The sequence below is a fragment of the Hoylesella shahii genome (genome assembly GCF_937990675.1).
GTDB lineage: Bacteria > Bacteroidota > Bacteroidia > Bacteroidales > Bacteroidaceae > Prevotella > Prevotella shahii.
In genome coordinates this window covers 23,018-43,598 of sequence record NZ_CALKQY010000047.1, presented here as the reverse complement: position 1 = coordinate 43,598, position 20,581 = coordinate 23,018, and the positions used below count along the sequence as shown (strand labels likewise).

The 20,581-nt window shown below is 41.6% G+C and carries 22 protein-coding genes; 6 read left to right on the top strand and 16 right to left on the bottom strand.

Annotated elements, in window-relative coordinates; all coding sequences use genetic code 11:
- Positions 1–620 precede the first annotated feature (620 nt).
- The 6 genes from serB to QME03_RS07050 all read right to left on the bottom strand — a co-directional run bounded on the left by serB (position 621) and on the right by QME03_RS07050 (position 6,432).
- Positions 621–1,853, bottom strand: coding sequence for a phosphoserine phosphatase SerB (gene serB / locus QME03_RS07075; protein ID WP_025816077.1), 1,233 nt, complete (start codon positions 1,851–1,853; stop codon positions 621–623).
- 5 nt (positions 1,854–1,858) lie between these two features.
- Positions 1,859–2,014: a hypothetical protein gene (locus QME03_RS07070; RefSeq protein ID WP_025816076.1), complete on the bottom strand. Its 156-nt coding sequence runs from the start codon at positions 2,012–2,014 to the stop codon at positions 1,859–1,861.
- A 164-nt stretch (positions 2,015–2,178) separates the two neighbouring features.
- Positions 2,179–3,723 carry a glutamine-hydrolyzing GMP synthase gene (gene guaA, locus QME03_RS07065; protein ID WP_025816075.1) on the bottom strand — a complete coding sequence of 515 codons (1,545 nt, stop codon included), beginning with the start codon at positions 3,721–3,723 and terminating at the stop codon, positions 2,179–2,181.
- A 74-nt stretch (positions 3,724–3,797) separates the two neighbouring features.
- Positions 3,798–4,574: a sugar phosphate nucleotidyltransferase gene (locus QME03_RS07060; RefSeq protein WP_025816074.1), complete on the bottom strand. Its 777-nt coding sequence runs from the start codon at positions 4,572–4,574 to the stop codon at positions 3,798–3,800.
- Positions 4,575–4,677: 103 nt separating this feature from the next.
- Positions 4,678–6,219 (bottom strand): RapZ C-terminal domain-containing protein, encoded by a 1,542-nt coding sequence (locus QME03_RS07055; RefSeq protein WP_025816073.1) that lies wholly within the window; start codon positions 6,217–6,219, stop codon positions 4,678–4,680.
- An 18-nt stretch (positions 6,220–6,237) separates the two neighbouring features.
- Positions 6,238–6,432 (bottom strand): transporter, encoded by a 195-nt coding sequence (locus QME03_RS07050; RefSeq protein ID WP_273115704.1) that lies wholly within the window; start codon positions 6,430–6,432, stop codon positions 6,238–6,240.
- Between QME03_RS07050 and QME03_RS07045 the strand changes: the two genes are divergently transcribed.
- Positions 6,431–6,640, top strand: coding sequence for a hypothetical protein (locus tag QME03_RS07045; protein ID WP_281723892.1), 210 nt, complete (start codon positions 6,431–6,433; stop codon positions 6,638–6,640). The two genes, QME03_RS07050 and QME03_RS07045, sit on opposite strands and share 2 nt — an antisense overlap.
- A gap of 128 nt (positions 6,641–6,768) precedes the next feature.
- On the opposite strand, the gene groL is transcribed toward QME03_RS07045, so the two are convergent.
- On the bottom strand, positions 6,769–8,397 hold the full coding sequence (gene groL, locus QME03_RS07040) for a chaperonin GroEL (protein ID WP_110370345.1): 1,629 nt from the start codon (positions 8,395–8,397) through the stop codon (positions 6,769–6,771).
- Positions 8,398–8,527: 130 nt separating this feature from the next.
- Positions 8,528–8,797, bottom strand: coding sequence for a co-chaperone GroES (locus QME03_RS07035; protein ID WP_025816071.1), 270 nt, complete (start codon positions 8,795–8,797; stop codon positions 8,528–8,530).
- Positions 8,798–9,139: 342 nt separating this feature from the next.
- Between QME03_RS07035 and QME03_RS07030 the strand changes: the two genes are divergently transcribed.
- The 3 genes from QME03_RS07030 to QME03_RS07020 are packed head-to-tail and all read left to right on the top strand — an operon-like array spanning position 9,140 to position 11,819.
- On the top strand, positions 9,140–9,880 hold the full coding sequence (locus QME03_RS07030; protein ID WP_273148756.1) for a (Fe-S)-binding protein: 741 nt from the start codon (positions 9,140–9,142) through the stop codon (positions 9,878–9,880).
- The gene (locus QME03_RS07025) at positions 9,877–11,247 is read left to right on the top strand and encodes a lactate utilization protein B (protein WP_273262195.1); all 1,371 of its coding nucleotides are present in this window, start codon (positions 9,877–9,879) and stop codon (positions 11,245–11,247) included. The genes QME03_RS07030 and QME03_RS07025 overlap by 4 nt, the downstream gene beginning before the upstream one ends.
- A complete protein-coding gene (locus QME03_RS07020; protein WP_273148760.1) occupies positions 11,244–11,819 on the top strand; it encodes a LutC/YkgG family protein in 576 nt (191 codons plus the stop codon). Before QME03_RS07025 ends, QME03_RS07020 begins: the two co-directional genes overlap by 4 nt.
- A gap of 212 nt (positions 11,820–12,031) precedes the next feature.
- Here QME03_RS07020 and QME03_RS07015 read toward each other — a convergent pair whose 3' ends face one another.
- Positions 12,032–12,970 carry a ribose-phosphate pyrophosphokinase gene (locus QME03_RS07015; protein WP_025816068.1) on the bottom strand — a complete coding sequence of 313 codons (939 nt, stop codon included), beginning with the start codon at positions 12,968–12,970 and terminating at the stop codon, positions 12,032–12,034.
- 62 nt (positions 12,971–13,032) lie between these two features.
- On the bottom strand, positions 13,033–13,641 hold the full coding sequence (locus QME03_RS07010; protein ID WP_273148762.1) for a thiamine phosphate synthase: 609 nt from the start codon (positions 13,639–13,641) through the stop codon (positions 13,033–13,035).
- A gap of 98 nt (positions 13,642–13,739) precedes the next feature.
- Between QME03_RS07010 and nspC the strand changes: the two genes are divergently transcribed.
- Positions 13,740–14,912: a carboxynorspermidine decarboxylase gene (nspC, locus tag QME03_RS07005; RefSeq protein ID WP_273148950.1), complete on the top strand. Its 1,173-nt coding sequence runs from the start codon at positions 13,740–13,742 to the stop codon at positions 14,910–14,912.
- Between the two features lie 787 nt (positions 14,913–15,699).
- On the opposite strand, the gene QME03_RS07000 is transcribed toward nspC, so the two are convergent.
- From QME03_RS07000 to QME03_RS06975, 6 genes are all read right to left on the bottom strand, one after another.
- On the bottom strand, positions 15,700–16,185 hold the full coding sequence (locus tag QME03_RS07000; protein WP_025816064.1) for an Lrp/AsnC family transcriptional regulator: 486 nt from the start codon (positions 16,183–16,185) through the stop codon (positions 15,700–15,702).
- 258 nt (positions 16,186–16,443) lie between these two features.
- Positions 16,444–16,914 (bottom strand): ExbD/TolR family protein, encoded by a 471-nt coding sequence (locus QME03_RS06995; RefSeq protein WP_110370344.1) that lies wholly within the window; start codon positions 16,912–16,914, stop codon positions 16,444–16,446.
- Positions 16,915–16,916: 2 nt separating this feature from the next.
- Entirely contained in the window at positions 16,917–17,438 is a 522-nt protein-coding gene (locus tag QME03_RS06990; RefSeq protein ID WP_273116475.1) for an ExbD/TolR family protein, read from the bottom strand.
- A gap of 13 nt (positions 17,439–17,451) precedes the next feature.
- On the bottom strand, positions 17,452–17,955 hold the full coding sequence (locus QME03_RS06985) for a hypothetical protein (RefSeq protein ID WP_281723891.1): 504 nt from the start codon (positions 17,953–17,955) through the stop codon (positions 17,452–17,454).
- Positions 17,952–18,815 carry a MotA/TolQ/ExbB proton channel family protein gene (locus QME03_RS06980; RefSeq protein WP_281723890.1) on the bottom strand — a complete coding sequence of 288 codons (864 nt, stop codon included), beginning with the start codon at positions 18,813–18,815 and terminating at the stop codon, positions 17,952–17,954. Before QME03_RS06980 ends, QME03_RS06985 begins: the two co-directional genes overlap by 4 nt.
- A gap of 226 nt (positions 18,816–19,041) precedes the next feature.
- Positions 19,042–19,524 carry a hypothetical protein gene (locus QME03_RS06975; RefSeq protein WP_273148955.1) on the bottom strand — a complete coding sequence of 161 codons (483 nt, stop codon included), beginning with the start codon at positions 19,522–19,524 and terminating at the stop codon, positions 19,042–19,044.
- Between the two features lie 90 nt (positions 19,525–19,614).
- Between QME03_RS06975 and QME03_RS06970 the strand changes: the two genes are divergently transcribed.
- On the top strand, positions 19,615–20,418 hold the full coding sequence (locus QME03_RS06970) for an MBL fold metallo-hydrolase (RefSeq protein WP_274947544.1): 804 nt from the start codon (positions 19,615–19,617) through the stop codon (positions 20,416–20,418).
- The last annotated feature ends 163 nt before the right edge of the window (positions 20,419–20,581 follow it).

Sequence of the window (20,581 nt, the reverse complement as noted above, 5' to 3'; positions counted from 1 at the left end):
CGTTTTGTAGGAGATAGCACTGCGTTTTGTAGGAGATAGCACTGCGTTTTGCTGCTTTTTACGTTAATTTAAGCTATAAAAAGCACCAAATTCGATATAAACGTCGGTTTATTTCATCGAAAACACGTTTTGTCAAGAAACATTTACTAGTCCATTTTAATAAGACAAAACCTTCGCGAGAATTGAATATTTGCAGCCGAGCAAACAATTACTCACAAATAAAGTCCTCACAGTGTTAAATTTCTAACAGAATATTTTACAATTACACAAATAAGAACTTCTTCAATTTCTACGAAAAAAGAGAATAAAGCATTTACTCCCAATTTAAATGTATGATATAACCCTGTTACACTTTGCTTATTCACTCAGAACAAACAGAAGCAACAGGGTTATATGTTTTATTCTTTACATAAAGGCATATCATCAATTTAGCAACAGTATAGTTAATGCCAAATTAGCAAGCTATAAGGAATGATAAGTTCAAGCAAAAACCAAGCCTTTATACCAAAACGGCAAGTAAACACACACTGCACATTATAGCATGCTTGGCTTTTGTAATACTTGTTCTTAGGCTTGCGCACATACCCAACTGGTAAAAACTAAAGGCCAAATGCAGGGTGTTAAGCATTGATATAACTATCTTTAAAGCCAAGAAAGTAAAGGACACCATCAAGGCCGATAGTATTGATAGACTGTTGCGCATTGGCCACCACGCGCGGTTTAGCATGAAAAGCAATTCCTAGTCCGGCTTCAGAAATCATAGGCAAATCGTTGGCCCCATCACCTACAGCAATAGTCTGCGCTAAATTAACCTTTTCTACTTGTGCAATCAACTTAAGCAATTCGGCCTTACGATGCCCATCAACAATCTCACCCACATAGTTACCAGTTAATTTGCCGTTATCATCCACTTCCAGTTCATTGGCATAAACATAATCAATGCCATATTTACGTTGTAGGAACTCGCCAAAATAGGTAAATCCACCACTTAATATCGCAATCTTGTATCCACATCGTTTCAGCACCGACATCAATCGATCAACACCTTCAGTAATAGGCATATTCTCTGCAATATCTTTCATCACAGTCACATCTAGACCTTTAAGAAGGGCAACTCGTTGTTTGAAACTCTCTCGAAAGTCAATTTCGCCACGCATAGCGCTTTCGGTTATGGCTTTAACCTTATCTCCAACACCAGCGCACATGGCCAATTCGTCAATACATTCGGTTTGAATGAGCGTTGAATCCATATCGAAGCATATTAAACGACGCATGCGTCGGTACATGTCATCCTTCTGTAATGAGAAGTCGATACCCATTTCTGCCGACAAATTCATCAATTGTTTCTGCATAGCCGATCTGTCTTCAGGTGTTCCACGCAAAGAAAATTCGATGCAAGCTCGCACGTTTCTATCAGGGTGCATAATACTAATGCGCCCTGTTAGCCTAAGAATAGAGTCGATATTAAGGCCTTGTGAAGAGATAACTTTTGTGGCGGCCTCAATCTGTTTGGCCGAAAGACTACGCCCAATGAGTGTAAGAATGTAGCGATTTTTACCCTGTCCGTGCACCCACTCTTCGTATTGCTCATCACCAATTGGTTCAAAACCGATGTTTACATTTAGTTCGGTGGCCTTAAAGAGCAACTCTTTCATAACCTGTCCAGAATGTTTATCGTCTATACGAATGAGAACGCCCAACGATAAAGAGCTGTGAATGTCTGCTTGTCCGATGTCTAATATCTGCGCATCGTAGCGAGCCAAAATCTTCATTACCGAGGCAGTAAGTCCGGGTCTGTCTTGTCCTGTTATACGGATGAGTATTTGTTCCTCCTTATTCTTTTTCCTAACCATAAGCTTTAGTCTCTTAGATAGTCTTTGGATATCATGTCATAATACAGCGCTTCGAGTTCGCCAAGGGTGAGCTCTTGTAATGCATGTTCTATTTTGCGCACTAATTCGTCGCGACGAAAATCGTCGTTCGAATTGCCGAATGTGGTGAATGTCTTTGCCATGTTCAACAATTTACGTAGGCAAAGTTACGCATAAATACCGATATGCAAACATTGCATTACATGTTTTACATATAAGAAAAAACAAAGAAGCAGGTTCTTATCATTACAGAACCTGCTTCTTTAGTATTGAATGCATCAAAATTATGGTTCAATGGCAATTAAAATTATTCCCATTCAATGGTCGAAGGTGGTTTAGACGAGATGTCGTAGCACACACGGTTTACGCCTTTCACCTTATTAATAATCTCGTTAGACACCTTCGCCATAAAGTCGTAGGGTAGGTGTGCCCAATCGGCCGTCATCGCATCCGTGCTTGTTACGGCACGTAAAGCCACAGGATGTTCGTAAGTACGTTCGTCTCCCATCACGCCAACACTGCGAACCGACGACATCAGTACTGTTCCAGCCTGCCAAATCTTATCATAAAGTTCTTTGCCATCTTCGCAAATGTAGTTGTGCATGTTCTCAATATAGATATCATCGGCTTCTTGTAGTATGCGCACTTTTTCGCGAGTGATGTCGCCAAGAATGCGTACAGCCAGTCCAGGACCAGGGAAAGGGTGACGCTTAATAAGTCTTTCGGGCATTCCCATTTCCAATCCAACGCGTCTAACCTCGTCTTTAAAGAGCCATTGTAGAGGTTCGCACAATTGAAGATGCATCTCTTTAGGCAATCCACCAACATTGTGGTGGCTCTTTATAACCATACCAGTGATGCTAAGACTTTCGATGCGGTCGGGATAAATGGTGCCTTGAGCCAACCATTTTGCATCCGTTATCTTCTTAGCCTCTTCGTTAAACACTTCAACGAAGTCGCGGCCAATAATTTTTCTCTTCTCTTCGGGGTCGGTAACACCAGCCAAGTCGGAAAAGAACTTATCGCTTGCGTCAATACCAACAACGTTCAGGCCTATTCCTTGGTATGCTTCCATCACCTTTTCAAACTCGTTTTTGCGCAGCATACCATGATCAACAAAGATACATGTGAGCTTATCGCCAATGGCACGATTGAGCAAAGCTGCACAAACGCTAGAGTCGACACCACCACTAAGACCCAGGATAACACGGTCGTTACCCAATTGTTCTTTCAGTTCTTTCACAGTGCTCTCTACAAACGAGGCTGCACTCCATTGCTGTTTGCTACCGCAGATGTCAACAACAAAGTTCTTTAGAAGCGTAGTACCTTGAGTGGAGTGGAACACTTCAGGGTGGAACTGTACTGCCCAAACAGGGTTTTGCTCGCTCGCATATGCTGCAAACTTAACATCGTTGGTTGAAGCAATAACGCGATAACCTTCAGGAATGGCCGTAATAGTATCGCCATGGCTCATCCATACTTGCGAATTAGGTTCGAAACCAGCAAATAAAGGGTTGTCGAGAGATATTTCTTGCAGGTGAGCACGTCCGTATTCGCGTGTACCAGTTTGTTCAACCTTACCGCCATATGCATAAGAAATAAACTGCGCACCATAGCAAATACCGAGCACAGGATACTTGCCAATAAAGTCGTTGAGGTCTACTTTGAAGGCTTCCTTATCGTGAACAGAGTAAGGTGAGCCACTAAGAATGACGCCAATTACAGAAGGGTCGTTCTTTGGAAACTTGTTATAAGGCAGAATTTCACAAAAAGTGTCGAGCTCGCGCACACGTCGACCAATGAGTTGTGTGGTCTGCGACCCGAAATCCAAGATGATAATCTTTTGTTGCATGTTATCGTTAAGAATGAAATGAGTTTGTTGCACACTTCATAAATCACTGAAGGTGCGACTATTACTTCTGTTGTTTAAAGCGTATTTAAGTGTTGCAGAATGCCTGTGTCGCTGATGGACGTCTCGCCATCTTTGGGCTTTGGCAAACGTTCTAGTGTATTAAGTTTACCTACATCAAGCAGTTGTAGGTTATGTTGTTCGTATCCACGAATGTCGTGTTGTGCACATTGGTCGAGATAAAAATCAATAATGCCAAACTTATCGGGATAGTTATCCATACGTGCAAAGAGCTTTGGCGAAAATGAATGTATGCCAGCAAAAGCCAGTTTCTTGCAATTTTGTGGATTAAGATTGGGGTAGGGTGAGCGCACTTCGCCTGTTTCAACATTCGTCCAGCCAACTAGTCGCATGTCATCGTTGAATAACAAATAACGTTTTGTTTGTCGTTGACTAACCAGGAGCAACGCATCGCATTGTCCCTGATGGTTGTAAAACGTCTTTAGGTCAACATTACTAATAATGTCTACATTATGAATTAGCACATTAGCACTGGTCTTAAACAAGTTGGCAGCCTTTTTCAGTCCACCGCCAGTATCGAGTAGATAACATGTTTCGTCGCTAACTTCAATTTCAACACCAAAATTATTGTTATCCCGAAGATATTCAACGATAGCAGGAGCGAAGTGATGAACGTTGATAACCATACTATTTACACCGCATGCTTTCAACCTTTCGATGGTTCGTTGCAGCAAAGTTTGCCCGCCAACCTCAACTAATGCCTTGGGTATGCTGTCGGTAAGTGGTTTAAGTCTTGTTCCCAAACCTGCTGCAAAAATCATTGCCTGCATCATTCTTGTGCTCTTTGTATATTATTGTTTTGCAAATTTAGCGATAATTTTTCACTTATCAAAGGTTTTATAGCGCCTTTTAAGATGGTTTGGTCTAAGCCAAAAGTTACTTTTTAGCATGAAAAACCTTACTAATATTTTGCTCTCTGTGTGTGACATGCACCTCAATACCAAACTTATTATGCAGATGTTCGGCTAGATGTTGTGCCGAGTAAACGCTTCTGTGTTGACCTCCAGTGCATCCAAAACAGAACATAAGATTGGTGAAACCACGCTGAATGTAACGACGCACATGGTGATCGGCCATGGCATATACGCAATCAAGGAAGCTTATTATTTCGCCATCATCTTCCAAGAATCGAATAACAGGCTCGTCCAATCCTGTGAGTTGTTTATAAGGTTCGTAGCGACCTGGGTTGTGAGTGGCTCTACAATCAAATACGTATCCGCCACCATTGCCCGACACATCTTCGGGTATTCCCTTACGATAAGAGAAACTATAGACATGAACAACAAGAGGACCTTTGCCGTCGTACTTAGAAAACGTTGCCGGACCATCTTGAGGGTGCGCCTTATACACGGTGTGTTGGGTGGTTTTGAAACCATCGGCTCTACTTAATGCGGGCTCTTCTATGTGTGCAAACTGGGGCAATTCGGTGAGTCGTCTCAACATGTCCATCATGTAAGGGTAGGGGAAGAACTTCTTTAACTTAAGTAGTTCGCGCAGGTTATCGATAGCCGGTGGAATGCTGTCTATGAAATGTTTTTTGTGTTCGAAGTATCCTCTAAAGCCGTATGCGCCTAATACTTGGAGCGTACGGAATAAAACAAAGAGGCTCAAACGTTCCACAAAGTGCCTAACAGATGGCACTTCGGTATAGTTTTTCAGTGAATTATAGTATTCGTAAACCAGTTCGCGGCGCAACTTAAACGGATATTTCGCAGCAGCCTGCCAAAGAAACGAAGCCACATCGTAATAATATGGCCCTTTTCGTCCTCCTTGATAGTCGATGAAATAGGGTTTACCAGCATGGTCAAGCATAACATTTCTTGCTTGGAAGTCACGATAAAGGAAGCTTTCGCTCTTTTCCGAGGTGAGGTCTTTCGCAAATAGTCGGAAGTTGGCTTCAAGTTTTAGTTCATGAAACTCCAGCTCCGTGGCCTTGAGAAAGCAGTATTTAAAATAGTTTAGGTCGAAGAGTACGCTGTCTACATCAAATTCTGGTTGCGGATAACACACATCCCAATCCAGTCCTCGAGCACCTCTAATCTGAATATTAGGCAACTCACGAATCACGGCAGTTAGTAATTGCTTTTCGCGCATATTGTATCTACCTCCCGATTCGCGACCACCGCGCAACACATCAAAAAGCGACGTACTCCCCAAGTCGGTTTGCAAGTATCTCAATTCGTCATCGTCTACAGCCAAGATGTGTGGCACGGGCAGTTTTCTGTCCGTGAAATGTTTGGTTAGATATATAAAGGTGTGGTTTTCGTCCCTACTATTTCCCACCACTCCAATAACGCTTTCGCCATCGTTACCGGTAATTCGATAGTATTTTCGTTTGCTTCCCGCTTCGGGAAGAATCGTCATCGAGACAGGTGCTTCACCCTTCCAGCGTTTGTATAGTTCAGCTAATTTTTCCATGTCGTGCGTCTTCGTTTGCTAATCTTGTTGTTCGTGCTCTTCTCTTTGCTTGCGTCTTCTCCTGTCTTCATCATATCTAGCCAGCACACTATCGGCCACAAAGAGCAGCAGAAATATGCCCGCAGACATAAGGAACGACCTGGTAATGTAGATCAAGCCTATAGATACAAAGAGGAACACAAGGATGCGTTTCCAATTAATTCTTATTTTCATGAACACAAAGGTAACAAAAAGTTGTGGTGTAAAGACCAAAAGCGGAAAAAATATTCAACAAAAAAAATCGGATGTCTCTCGACAACCGATTTCCAAAACAAACTACTTAAAAACTAATCTACTAAAACAAATCAAAAAAATATCTTTAGATGGATTACTCCATTATATCTTCTTTATTTCAAGTGCAAAATTAGACAAGAAAGGATAAACGACAAAAGATTTTTATTTAAAAAAGCAAAACAGCAGTGCAAAGAAAAGCTAAAAGGCGTTTATCCGGAGATAAACGCCTTAATTTTAAACTTTTTCGGCACTATTTCATGCTTTTTTGTTACTTTCTTACATCATGCCACCCATTCCTGGATTACCCATTGGCATGGCAGGTGTTTCTGAAGGTTTGTCAACAATGAGACATTCGGTGGTGAGGAACATGCCTGCGATTGAGGCTGCGTTCTCTAATGCCACGCGAGCCACCTTTGCGGGATCGATAATCCCTGCCTTACGCATATCTTCATAAGCGTCGGTGCGAGCGTTATAACCATAATCTCCCTTGCCTTCGCGAACCTTTTGCACTACAACTGCACCCTCTCCGCCAGCATTTATAACAATTTGGCGAAGTGGTTCTTCTATGGCACGTTCAACAATGTTAATTCCTGTCTGCTCGTCTGCATTATCTCCCTTCAAACCTTTCAGTTTGTCAAGAGCACGAATGTAAGTAGTACTACCACCAGCAACCACTCCTTCTTCGAGCGCAGCGCGTGTTGCACACAATGCATCATCAACGCGGTCTTTCTTTTCTTTCATCTCTACTTCGCTGTTAGCGCCTACATAGAGAACAGCAACACCACCTGAAAGTTTAGCCAAACGCTCTTGCAATTTCTCTTTATCATAAGAACTGGTGGTATTTGCTATTTCGTTCTTAATCTGAGCTACGCGGTCGGCAATGTTTTGCTTTTCACCAGCACCGTTTACAATAGTGGTATTATCTTTAGAAACAACCACTTTGTCACAAGTACCCATCATTTCAAGGGTGGCTTGTTCTAACTTCAGACCCTTTTCTTCGCTAATAACCAAACCACCTGTCAGTATAGCGATGTCTTCCAGCATAGCCTTACGACGGTCGCCGAAGCCTGGTGCTTTAACTGCACAAATCTTTAATCCACCACGCAAACGGTTAACCACAAGCGTAGTAAGTGCTTCAGAGTCTACATCTTCTGCAATAACGAGCAATGGGCGACCACTTTCTGCAGCAGGTTGCAAAATAGGGAGGAAGTCTTTGAGGTTGCTAATCTTCTTGTCATAGATAAGAATGTAAGGATTTTCCATTACAGCTTCCATCTTATCAGTATCGGTAACGAAGTATCCCGAGAGATAACCTCTATCGAATTGCATACCCTCTACGATGCCAATGCTTGTTTCGCGGCTCTTGCTTTCTTCGATAGTGATAACACCATCTTTGCTTACTTTACGCATAGCATCTGCTAGGAGCTTACCAATTTCAGCATCATTGTTAGCACTAACCGTAGCCACTTGTTCGATTTTGTCGTAGTTATCGTCTACTTGTTCGGCCGATTCGCGAATATAGTCAACAACAACGTTTACAGCTTTATCGATGCCGCGCTTCAAATCCATTGGGTTTGCTCCTGCAGTAACATTCTTCAAACCTTCGTTAACAATGGCTTGTGTAAGAATAGTAGCAGTAGTTGTGCCGTCGCCAGCATCGTCACCGGTTTTTGAAGCAACACTCTTAACAAGTTGTGCGCCTGTATTTTCGAAGTGGTCTTCCAGCTCAACTTCCTTTGCAACAGTAACTCCGTCTTTAGTAATCTGGGGTGCACCGAATTTCTTTTCAATCACAACGTTACGTCCTTTAGGACCAAGCGTAACCTTAACTGCATTTGCCAGTTTGTCAACACCATTTTTAAGTAAGTCGCGAGCTTCTATATCGAATCTAATTTCTTTTGCCATTTTGTCTATATTGATAAGTTGTTCTATATATTTATAAGGTGTAGTAGCCCTACATCTTCAGTCTTTTATTGATAACTAGAAATCTATCAACCCTCAACTGTAACTATACTAGGGCTAACCACAAGCTATTTTACTTCACAATGGCCAACACATCGCTTTGGCGCATCATCAAATACTTTTTGTTTTCGTATTCCAGTTCAGTACCAGCATACTTGCCATACAGTACGTTGTCGCCTTCTTTCAAAATCATTTTCTCGTCTTTTGTACCTTCGCCCACTGCAACGATAGTTCCGTTAAGTGGCTTTTCTTTAGCTGTGTCGGGGATGATTATGCCGCCAACCTTCTCTTCGGCTGGAGCAGGTAATACTAGCACTCTGTCTGCTAATGGTTGAATGTTCATTGTATTGTATTTTTTAAAATTAAATCATTGTTGAAAACACTGCGCCTAAAAGGCTGTTTGACTTTTACTATACGAAAAGCGTGCCAAAAGCTTTGTTTGACATCTTGGCATGATTTACTGACAACTTTTCACTTACCACTTATTTTTATGGCAGTAAAATCTCTAAGATAGCAGCCAATTTGCTTACATTTAACACATTTCTATACTTAATTCACCACTTCATATCCAATGATTAGAGTTATCTCCGTTAAATATCCTCAAATGACAGATTTTTTAACCACTGCCTATTACATGTTGATATTTTTTTGCTACATTTGCAATACTAATTTAGCGAATAAGAAAATGAAAATTGGTTTGTTTGTTCCTTGCTATGTAGATGCCTTATACCCCGAGGTTGGGGTGGCCACATACAAGCTTTTAAAACACCTAGGGGTAGATGTAGCTTACCCCCTAAATCAGACATGTTGTGGTCAGCCGATGGCCAATGCGGGTTTCGAGAAAAAAGCATTACCATTGGCCAAGAAGTACGAAAACATGTTTAAGCAATTTGATTACGTTGTTGCACCATCTGCTTCGTGCGCAGCTTTCGTGAGAACACATTATCCTCGTTTGCTTAACGGCGAGAAACACGCCTGTGAAACATCTGCCAAAACAATGGATATTGTCGAATTTCTGCACGACATTCTTAAGGTTACAGCCCTTCCTGGGCATTTCCCTTACGTGGTGAGTGTTCACAATAGCTGCCATGGCGTTAGAGAATTGGGGCTTTCTTCGCCAACAGAGATGAATATCCCTACCTACAACAAAATAGTTGATTTACTAAAATTGGTAGAAGGAATCACCATTAAAGAACCCGAACGAAAGGACGAATGTTGCGGTTTTGGAGGAATGTTTGCCATTGAAGAACCTGAAGTATCAGTAAAAATGGCACACGACAAGATACAGCGACACATTGAGACAGGCGCACAGTTTGTCACAGGCCCAGACAGTTCGTGCCTAATGCACATGCAAGGGGTGGCCAAGAGAGAGAAAAGCCCTATTGAGTTTATTCACATTGCACAAATTTTAGCCGCAGGATTATGAGTACACTCCATTCTAGAAAAGCTGCTTCTGCATTGAAAAATGTGGAAAAAATTACGCGACACGACCAAACTTTTTGGCTAATGCGTTGCAAACGCGACCTCATGGAACACAAGTTGCCCGAGTGGGAAAGCCTTCGCGAGCATGCCAGTGAAATAAAAAAACATACCGTCACACACTTAGCTCAATACCTTGAGAAGTTTTCTAAGAGACTTGAAGCTAATGGTGTGATTGTGCATTGGGCCGAAGATGCTAAAGAGTTTAATGAGACGGTGCTCGACATCTTGCATAAACACGAGGTAAAAAAGCTTGTTAAAAGTAAGTCGATGCTTACCGAAGAATGCGAACTTAACCCATTCTTAGAAGCTAATGGTATCAATGTGGTGGAAACCGACTTGGGTGAACGTATCTTACAATTACTCAACGAGAAGCCTAGTCACATCGTTGTGCCTGCCATTCACGTTACAAGAGAAGAGGTGGGAGAATTGTTCGAACGCAAAGGGATAAGCAAAGAGACTGGCAATTACGACCCTACCTACCTTACACAGTGCGCTCGATACAGTTTGCGAAACGATTTCTTGGATGCTGATGCAGGAATGACTGGCTGTAATTTTGGTGTTGCTGAGACAGGAGATGTGGTGGTTTGCACTAACGAAGGCAATGCCGACATGAGTACTTCTATGCCCAAATTGCATATTGCTGTTATGGGATTAGAAAAGGTTGTACCCGATTATCATTCGCTTGCTGTGTTCCAACGGCTGCTATGCCGCAACGCTACAGGACAACCTTCCACCACTTACACCTCACATTTTAGGAAAGCAAGACCCGGAGGAGAGATGCATGTGATTATTGTTGACAATGGCAGAAGTGACATGATTGCCAACGATGAACATTGGCAAACGCTTAAATGCATTAGATGTGGTGCTTGTATGAATACTTGTCCGGTATATCGACGCTCCACAGGTTATTCTTATTCCTATTTCATCCCTGGTCCTATTGGCATTAATCTGGGAATGTTTAAAAGCCCGCAGCAGCATAGTGGCAACTTATCTGCCTGCTCGCTATGCCTGTCGTGCGACAATGTTTGTCCCACAAAGGTAGCTCCTGGCTCGCAAGTCTACGCTTGGCGTCAATCGTTAAGCCAATTACATCTTGCCAACCCTGCCAAGAAGCTTATATCTAATGGCATGTGCCTAGTGTATTACAACCCTTCGCTGTTCAGAACATCACTTAAGTTTGCTCCTATTGTTAACCACTTACCACGTTTTCTGCTTTACAATGGACTTAATGCGTGGGGAAAGGGTAGGGAGATGCCCGTGTTTGCTAGCGAATCGTTTGAACAAATGTGGAAGAAAGGAAAGTTGAAATGAAAAAAGAAGACTTGTTTGAGAAGTTGAAACGCAATACGCATGTACATTGCGACATGCCCAACATGAACCTCACCGGCATTACTTACGCAGACCCCTTAGCGCAATTTTGCGAGATGGTAGTGACTGTTGGCGGCAAGGTGGCCACATTAGCCGAAGGCGAAGATGTTAACCAGGCCATCAAAAGACTTTATCCTGAAGCGAAAGTGTTTGCGTCTAACTTACCCGAAATAACGATTGCCACACTCAACCCAGACACTATTGCCGAGGCTCAACTGCTTAATGGCACTGATGTTGGTATTCTTCGAGGTGAATTGGGCGTAGCTGAAAACGCCTGTATATGGGTTCCACAAACGATGAAAGAAAAGGCTGTGATGTTTATTAGCGAAGAGTTGGTGCTGATACTCAATCGCAATAAGCTAGTGAACAATATGCACGAGGCCTATGCACAGATTGCCTTTAACAATTACGGATATGGATGTTTTATCAGTGGCCCATCTAAAACGGCCGACATTGAGCAAGCGTTGGTTATGGGTGCACAGGCTGCGCGCGGTGTCACGGTATTGATTGTATAAAGCGTGCTTAGGCTTTTGCTATACATCTATCTAAGGTGTAAGCCCCCTTTGGACTATGACAGTACACTCAATGCATCAGCAGTCAACTTGTGCAGCACGCTTATTAATCACAGCAATAGACTAAAAACAAATAAATCTGGCAGCGATTTGGTATAAACAAATGCACTGCCAGATTTTATTTTGCTGTGTTATACAAAGTTTCCTACCTCTGTTTATACTAGATATTGTGAAGAAATACTTTGGTTAGACTCAACCCTTCGGATAGTTTCAGCAAACATCTCAGCCACAGACAGCTGTTTCACCTTAGGACAATTGTTGTTATAAGGAATAGAATCGGTGAAAACAATTTCTTCGAGCGACGAGTTATCAACCCTCTCCGAAGCCGGTCCACTCATCACGCAGTGCGAAGCACAAGCCCTAACACTCTTAGCGCCCGCTGCAATCATCACGTCTGCAGCCTTGGCAATCGTTCCGGCTGTATCTACCATATCGTCTACCAGCACCACGTTTTTGCCTTCAACCTCACCAATGATTTGCATACTCTCCACTTCGTTGGCACGAGCACGCGTTTTATTACAGAGTACTAGCGGACAACCAAGATACTTGGCATAAGTATTAGCACGCTTACTACCACCCACATCGGGCGAAGCAATAACCAAATTATCAAGCTTCAAACTCTCCAAATAAGGCAGAATAACTGCCGAAGCATAAAGGTGGTCGACAGGAATGTCGAAAAAACCCTGAATCTGATCAGCATGCAAGTCCATCGTTATCAAACGATTGATACCAGCAACACGCAGCAAGTCGGCGATAAGCTTAGCACCAATGCTAACACGCGGCTTGTCTTTACGGTCTTGTCTAGCCCAGCCAAAGTAGGGAATAACAGCATTGATGGTTCTTGCTGATGCTCTCTTGGCGGCGTCGATCATGAGAAGCAGCTCCATCAGATTGTCTGAATTGGGGAAAGTGCTCTGCACCAAGAACACGTCTCTTCCACGTACAGTTTCTTCGTACGACACAGAGAACTCGCCATCCGAGAACTGTGTCACCACCAATTTGCCCAAAGGACAACCCAGACTAGCACAAATCTTTTCAGCTAGATACCTGCTTTTCGTGCCTGAGAAAATTAAAAAAGAGTTTTCTTCACTCATTTCGATAATGATTTTTATGTAATTGTTTGTTATCTCTTTGCCTTTATAGACTGTTTTCTTTATTATCCAACAAGTTTCTGATAATTGCGGAACAAAGCCAGCAAGTCGCGAAAGTCGGCTCCATGATGTATGTCAAAACGATTCCAAAGGTCGCTACATACCACCACACCGCCAAATCCCAACTCCTTAGCCATTCGCACATTGTCAAGGGTTATTCCACCCAAAGCATAAACTCTCTTGTCTATAAGTCCTTTATAAGCGGCATCTTCCAGTTCTTTTACTGAGAAACTCGATTGTTTATCGGCATTTCCCATACAACCGAAAATGCGACGCAAGAAGACGTAATTGCTATTTTTCTTCATTTCTTTTAGCAAATGCAAGTCTTCACACGTTCTACTTATCTTTCCCCGAATGCCGTTAGGCACCATTTCCGATAGTTTATTTAGATGTATCCCAGCCAAGTCGTATTCGTTTTTAAGTCTATAATGTTCGTGCACCACAATTTTATCATGGTATCCTTCGGGTATTAACGACAGCAACCTTTCTGAGAAAACAAGCTGTGAACCAGGTTTATACAGGTGCAACTTATCCATCCCCTCATCGAAAAGGGTAGTAAGAATCTTGTCTTCCTCTACAAAGAATGTAGATTTTGTCATTATTACGAGCTTCATTGCAGCCATTTATTTCACATGCAAATGTATGAATTTTATGGCAAACCTGCAATTTAAACAATATAAAAGTTAACTTTGCATTCACAAATCATTGAGATATGAGAATAAACTTAGATACTTTCGAAGAGGTGCACAGCCCCATGTATGTTGTGGAAGAAGCCAAATTGCGCCGCAATCTGGAGCTTATTGTTTCGGTGGCTACAAGGGCTGATGTGGAAATTATTCTTGCTTTTAAAGCTTTCGCCTTATGGAAAACTTTTCCCATCTTTAAAGAGTACATTCGTTCTACAACTGCTAGCTCGCTCTCTGAAGCCAAATTGGCCTTCGAAGAGTTTGGTTCGAGGGCGCACACCTATTCTCCAGCTTACACAGACGATGAGATAGGGGAGATTGCGCTTTGCTCTAGTCACCTCACATTCAATTCATTGACCCAATATGTGCGCTTTGCAGCTGTGGCTAAACATCACAACGAGCAGCTATCTTTCGGTTTACGCGTCAATCCTGAATATTCTGAAGTTGAAACAGATTTGTATAACCCATGTGCACCAGGCACACGTTTCGGATTATCAGCAGAACGTTTGCCAGCAATTTTACCAGCTGGCATCGAGGGGTTTCATTGCCATTGTCATTGCGAAAGCGGTTCTGATGTGTTCGCAAGAACACTACAACATATCGAGAGCAAGTTCGCAAAATGGTTTCCCGCCTTGAAATGGATTAATTTTGGCGGCGGACACCTAATGACTCGCAATGATTACGATGTGGAATTGCTCATCAACACGCTGCGTTCGTTTAAGCAGCGTCATCCGCATTTGCAAATCATTCTAGAACCAGGAAGCGCCTTTGCATGGCAAACAGGACCGCTTGTGGCTCAGGTGGTCGATATTGTTGAAGATAAGGGTATTAAAACGGCCATTTTAAACGTAAGCTTTACGTGCCACATGCCCGATTGTTTGGAGATGCCTTACCAACCCACGGTGCGAAATGCCCAATCGTTAGCGTTGGAAGCTGCCATCAATGGTGGGGAGAACAACATTTATCGTTTAGGTGGTAACAGTTGTCTTTCGGGCGACTTTATGGGTTCGTGGCAGTTCGATCATGCTCTTAACGTTGGTGAAAACGTAATATTCGAAGATATGATACACTACACTACGGTGAAAACCAACATGTTTAATGGTATTTCTCACCCTTCGTTGGCTATTGCAAGCCCATTGGGCGAACTACAAATACTCCGCACTTTCGGCTACGAAGATTATAAAAACCGAATGGACTAAGTTGGTTTCATAACTCCCTTAAAGCATTTAGCTTTTATCTTTAATTAGCGGAAATATAATTGCATATTAACCACAACGCGGGTAACGATAAACTTACTTGCGTTGTGTTTTTTGTTTGCACTTATGTAAAATATTACGCCATAATTTTAACATTATGAGTGCTTTCTTTGCTCTTCAACTCACCATCGGGTCCAAATTCTGCAGTATTTGTGTGAGTTGTAAGACCCAAATTTATCAATTTTACTGTATTTTGCTGCATATAACCCTGCGTTTTGCTGCATTTCACCTTGCTTTTAGCACCACTTAGCACTGCGTTTTGCTGCATTTAGCAAAACTTTTTGCTGCATTTAGCAAAATTCAGCCTGTAAAAGCGCTATGATTTAGTACTTTTCGCGGATATTACACACGAATTATAACCATAAGTATAGAAAAATACATGCTTTCTGTTCGCAAAAATAATGCGTAAAAAACAATTCTAGAACGATAAAAACCCTATTAAATGCACAAAATAGCAGAAAACATGAAACAAAAATGCCTCAAACGTCCCAGCTTCAATAGGTAAAACATATATAAATAGCAAATTATATTCTCTAGAATTGATGCTGAAAAAATCAAGTTTTGTAAAATATAATTACCTATTTAACATTTTAGTACAGATAAATCACAAAAAATAATATCCAAACAATTCACCCCACATCTATCTTAAACCAGATAAATGTGGGGCGTTATTAAATATCAAGAATAGTTCACTCGATGCAAGAGCATCATAAAACTATAAGATCAATATTTATTCTACATCTTCTTTCGCGATAACTTTTTCTACAGACAATTGTCTGTCGAAGAGTGCGTTGAAAGAAATAATGGTTTCACTACCCGAAAGACCAAGCGGCTGCAACTTATCGTGGATGATATCCATCAAATGACGGTTATTGGTTGCATACAACTTAATGAACAAATCGTAATTACCCGTGGGAACATGGCATTCAACAACTTCGGGGATTTTCTCTAAAGCCTCGGCCACTTTATCAGAAGTGCTAGGATCTTTAAGGTGTAATCCTACATATGCACAGGTTTCATAACCCACTTTCTCAGGGTCTAAGATAAAGCGTGAGCCTTTAAGTACCCCTTGATTAAACAGTTTTTGAATGCGCTGATGTATGGCTGCGCTACTTACTTTGCATATACGTGCCACTTCAAGAAATGGAATGCGCGCATCAGCAGAGATAAGTTGAAGTATTTTCTTATCTAAAAGATCTAAACTATGATGTGACATATTTATTCAATTTATTTGCAAAGGTAATATATAAAAGTGAATTTGGCAAATAAAGTGTAAACGATTGACATAATTTTACTTTTTATTTACGTCTATTCATTTTTTTCGTTACTATCAAAAATAGCGCAACTTGTATTCGTAATCGTTACTTTCCGTGCATATAATAGCTAAAATTTAACTTAGATAGAAATTCAAATTCTTAGTCATATTTGGTATATCCTTAGTCTCAACAAAAGGCCCAACTCATTGTTTACTCAATTAGCGTTTATCTTTGCTCTGGGTGGCGGTAAAAGTTACGTTATACACTTTGGCTTCACGTAAGGCTTGTTTCACCTCACCGATAGTTTTCATCTTTGTGTCTTTGTCTGCCTTTATAGACGCTGTTAGTTCTTTTGCTTCTTCAGGAGAAAAACTTGCGCGTGCATTAGCTATGTATTTGCTTAGCTCGTCAATAGCCACAATTCTATCGTTTACCTGCACAATAGTGGTTTGTGCATTTTCGGAACGTTGCTTATCAAGGGGCTTGCCTATATAAATATGAATAGTAGACGATTTTTTGGCTTGTCTACTTAACTCCTTTCCTTGGGGGACCTGATAGCGTACCTTCACTGCTACGCTACGCATGTGGGTAACAATCATAAAGAAAAACAACACCGTAAAAATCAAGTCGGGCAACGACGAGGTGTTGAGTGCGGGAATTTCACGGCTCTTTCTGCTTCGACGTATCATGATTACGGATTGTTGATTTGATTATTATCCACTGTTTCCACCATGCGTTGTGGCATCAATCGGTTTACTTCATCTTTTTCTTCAACCGAACATAGGGCATAAGAATGGTGGAACATTTTTACAGCCAGTTGGTTTTTAAGTTGGTTAAATGTAGAAGTAATGGCATTTTGCACATGGAAATAGGTGTCGTAATTGGCATTTTCACTAACTTGTAATTGTATGAGGTGGTTCTTTCCTCTACGAGCGACTAGGCTTTTTAGCTTCGTCTTCAGGTCGTCGAGCGAACTAGGTACATCGTCAACTACAATTTTATTGTCGGCTGTGATAAACACCTTAATAATATTGTCTTTGTGAACAAGACTCTCTTCTTGCTTGCTTTTTTCCACCGGTGGCAACTTTTTTCCTAGTCCCTTGTCTAAATCCATCGACGTGGTAACTAAGAAAAAGATGAGCAACATAAACGAAATATCAGCAGTAGATGTTGCATTAAGCTGCGGAACAGTTCTCTTTCGTCGGGCAAACATAACTTCTTCTCCTTTATCTTCTGCGGTAATAACGCGTTAGACCAAACACCACGGCACCTAAGGCTACGAAAAGCAAAATGCTAATGGTGTAGATAAACATGTCTGACAGTTTAAGCAACAGTGCATTTGAAAACAAGGTGCCATTAACAATCAGTTCGGCAGACGAGCCAAAAAGCAGACTAAGCAAAAGCACAACGGCTGTCCCTACAAAAACAACATACGAAATGGTACGTCCAGGAACGTTGTTAACCATTCCATCAGTTTTCCCTGACGCTTTAAAGCCTCTATAAGTGCTCCAAAGAGCACATGCTAGAGCTAGAAAAAACAATAGATACATCGTGCCTATTACCACGCCTGTAAATATAGGTGCATTAAGTTCGGGGTTGAAAACGTAAGGCATGTCGTAACCAACAACATAGAATAACCCGAAAACAACCACGCACAAACCCACCAACACATAGAATACGCGTTGTGAAAGCTTTTCGGCATGCATGCTACGAAGGTTTATTTTTTTCATTTCGACAGCTTATGTTTCATAATCGAGTCGAGTAGTGTTATTGACGACTCTTCCATTTGTGCTACAAGATGTTCTATTTTAGAGAGAATATAATTGTAGAATACTTGTAAAACCAATGCTACAATGATACCAAATATAGTGGTAATAAGGGCCACTTTCATACCCGAAGCCACAACGGGAGCACTAATATCACCAGCCTGTTCAATCTGGTCGAAAGCCATGACCATACCGATAACAGTACCCAAGAAGCCCAACGAGGGAGCCATTACAATAAAAAGCGTAATCCACGAGCAACCTTTTTCGAGATTAGCCGACTGCACCGTGCCATAAGAAACAATGGAGCGTTCGATGTTATCGATGCTTTCGTTGATACGAGCCAAGCCTTGATAACAGATAGAAGCTACAGGCCCGCGCGTGTTTCGACATTGTTGTTTAGCCCCTTCAATATCTCCTGCATTTATCTTTGCGTCGAGATCAACCATAAAACGTTTAGCATTAATCTCTGACAGACTGAGATAAATGATGCGTTCGATACAAAATGCCAATCCCAACACCAAGGCTAAGGCCACAAGCGACATAAACCCAGCGTTGCCTTCAATGAATTTCACTTTGAGCGACTGATGTATCCCTTGTTCTTCTTCGGTATCACTAAGTTCTTGTAAGGGTTCTGTTTGGGGCGCTGAAATCGTGTCGGGCATATTTTTCGCCGTATCAACGATTTGCTTTCGCGCATTCATAGAATCGTTGGTATTGACCAAATTCACGGCACTGTTTTTGCCATTAGCCTGCGCCATGAGCACACTTGATGCAGCAAAGAGCAAGAAACCCACGAGTAATATAAAACTTAACTTGTGCTTCATTGATGTAAGTATTATCGGCATGAATGATATACACGCCACATTTATTCTATAAATTTTGTTTTAAATTTGTTTGCAAAAGTAGCGATTTATAAGCAATTAACGCTTGTTTTTGCCTCTGTACCTCATGTTTTTAGCAAGTATTAATCTTTCGTCGAGTACAATTTAGTGTGCGGTAACAAACTATAAACGTTAAAAACCATGAGTGATGAAGAGGCAAAAAACAAGATTACTGTTCTGCTTTATGAGACTCTGGATGCTGATTTTTATCCATCCTTGGTAATCCGTTGAGCTTTACTTTCCAGGTTTTACCCTGTTTTACCAGCTGCAAAATATAGGTTGCATTATTCTTCACTCGGCCAGGCTTACCAATAGAGTCGAGAACGAAGAAGTTTTCTACGTTCAGAGCTACTTCTGCAGCTGAACCTTTGGGGTCTCCTTGTCTTATTGTATAGGTATAAGCAAAATTATCGGGCAGATTTTTCATCTGTTCAATATCATTGCGTTGCACCTGACTGGCAGCAAATTTAAGCCACTTTTCAGATTCGGGTGTGCAAAATTTGACCGCATGATCTAGTCGCCAGTTAAAGAAGTTAACTGCAAACGAATCTACACAGCCATCAAATTCGGGTGAAAAGGCAACCTTGCGCACATCGCAACCAACGAGTAGAGTAGGGAGGAGCAATGCACAGAGTGCGAGTAACTTTTTCATGTCTCAGTCTTTTTTGTATAGACAAAGGTAGAAAAAACTTTGGTTATATCGCACTTTTTCTATAATTTTGTGGAAAACTTTAAACGCAGGATGTTGAACTTCATTTCGCTGGGCAGCGGTAGCAGCGGTAATTGCTATTACTTATACACTGAAACCGAGGGACTTCTTATAGATGCAGGCGTGGGTATTCGCACCCTAAAGAAGCATTTTCGTGAATACGGCCTTTCGCTTGCTCGCATACAAAATGTTCTTATCACACACGACCATGCCGACCACGTAAAGTCTGTTGGCAGTCTTAGTCGTGACTATGGGTTGCCTATATATGCCACCCATCGTGTACACGTGGGCATTGAAAAGAATTATTGCGTGCGATGCAAAGTTAGTCCCGATCGATTAAAGCTGGTTGAGAAAGATGTAACCTTCCATTTGGGCAGCTTTACCATTACTCCATTTAATGTTCCTCATGACAGTTTAGACAATGTGGGTTACGAAGTGAAGTGCGGTGACATTACATTTTGCTTACTTACCGATGTAGGAGAAGTAACCGAAGAGATTAAACCCTTTATTCGCGAAGCCAACTATCTAGTGATAGAAGCCAACCACGATATAGAAATGCTCTCAGGCGGTTCTTACCCTCGCTATCTTAAAGATAGAATTTTAGGTAAAACAGGCCACCTCAGCAACTTGGAATGCGCCGAAGCGCTCGCACAAAATGCCACAGCAAAGCTGCAGCATGTTTGGCTTTGCCACTTAAGTGAAGAAAACAATCACCCTGAATTGGCTAAGAAAACCGTAGAACAAACCTTGCGTAGCTACGGTATTGTACCCGGTAAAGACTTTCAATTGGAAGTACTTAAACGCAAAAGTCCTACTGGCGTTTACGAGCTAAAATAATTGAAAGAAACGTTGAACTTATTATTTTATTACCCTACGCAAGGATGTAACATGTCAACGTGCGCATATTAAATAAGGAGTAGCAAAACGAACAACTTTATCTAACTGGGTTTTTACTATCGCCTACAACAATTCTTCCCTTGAAATACAATTTATTTAAAGC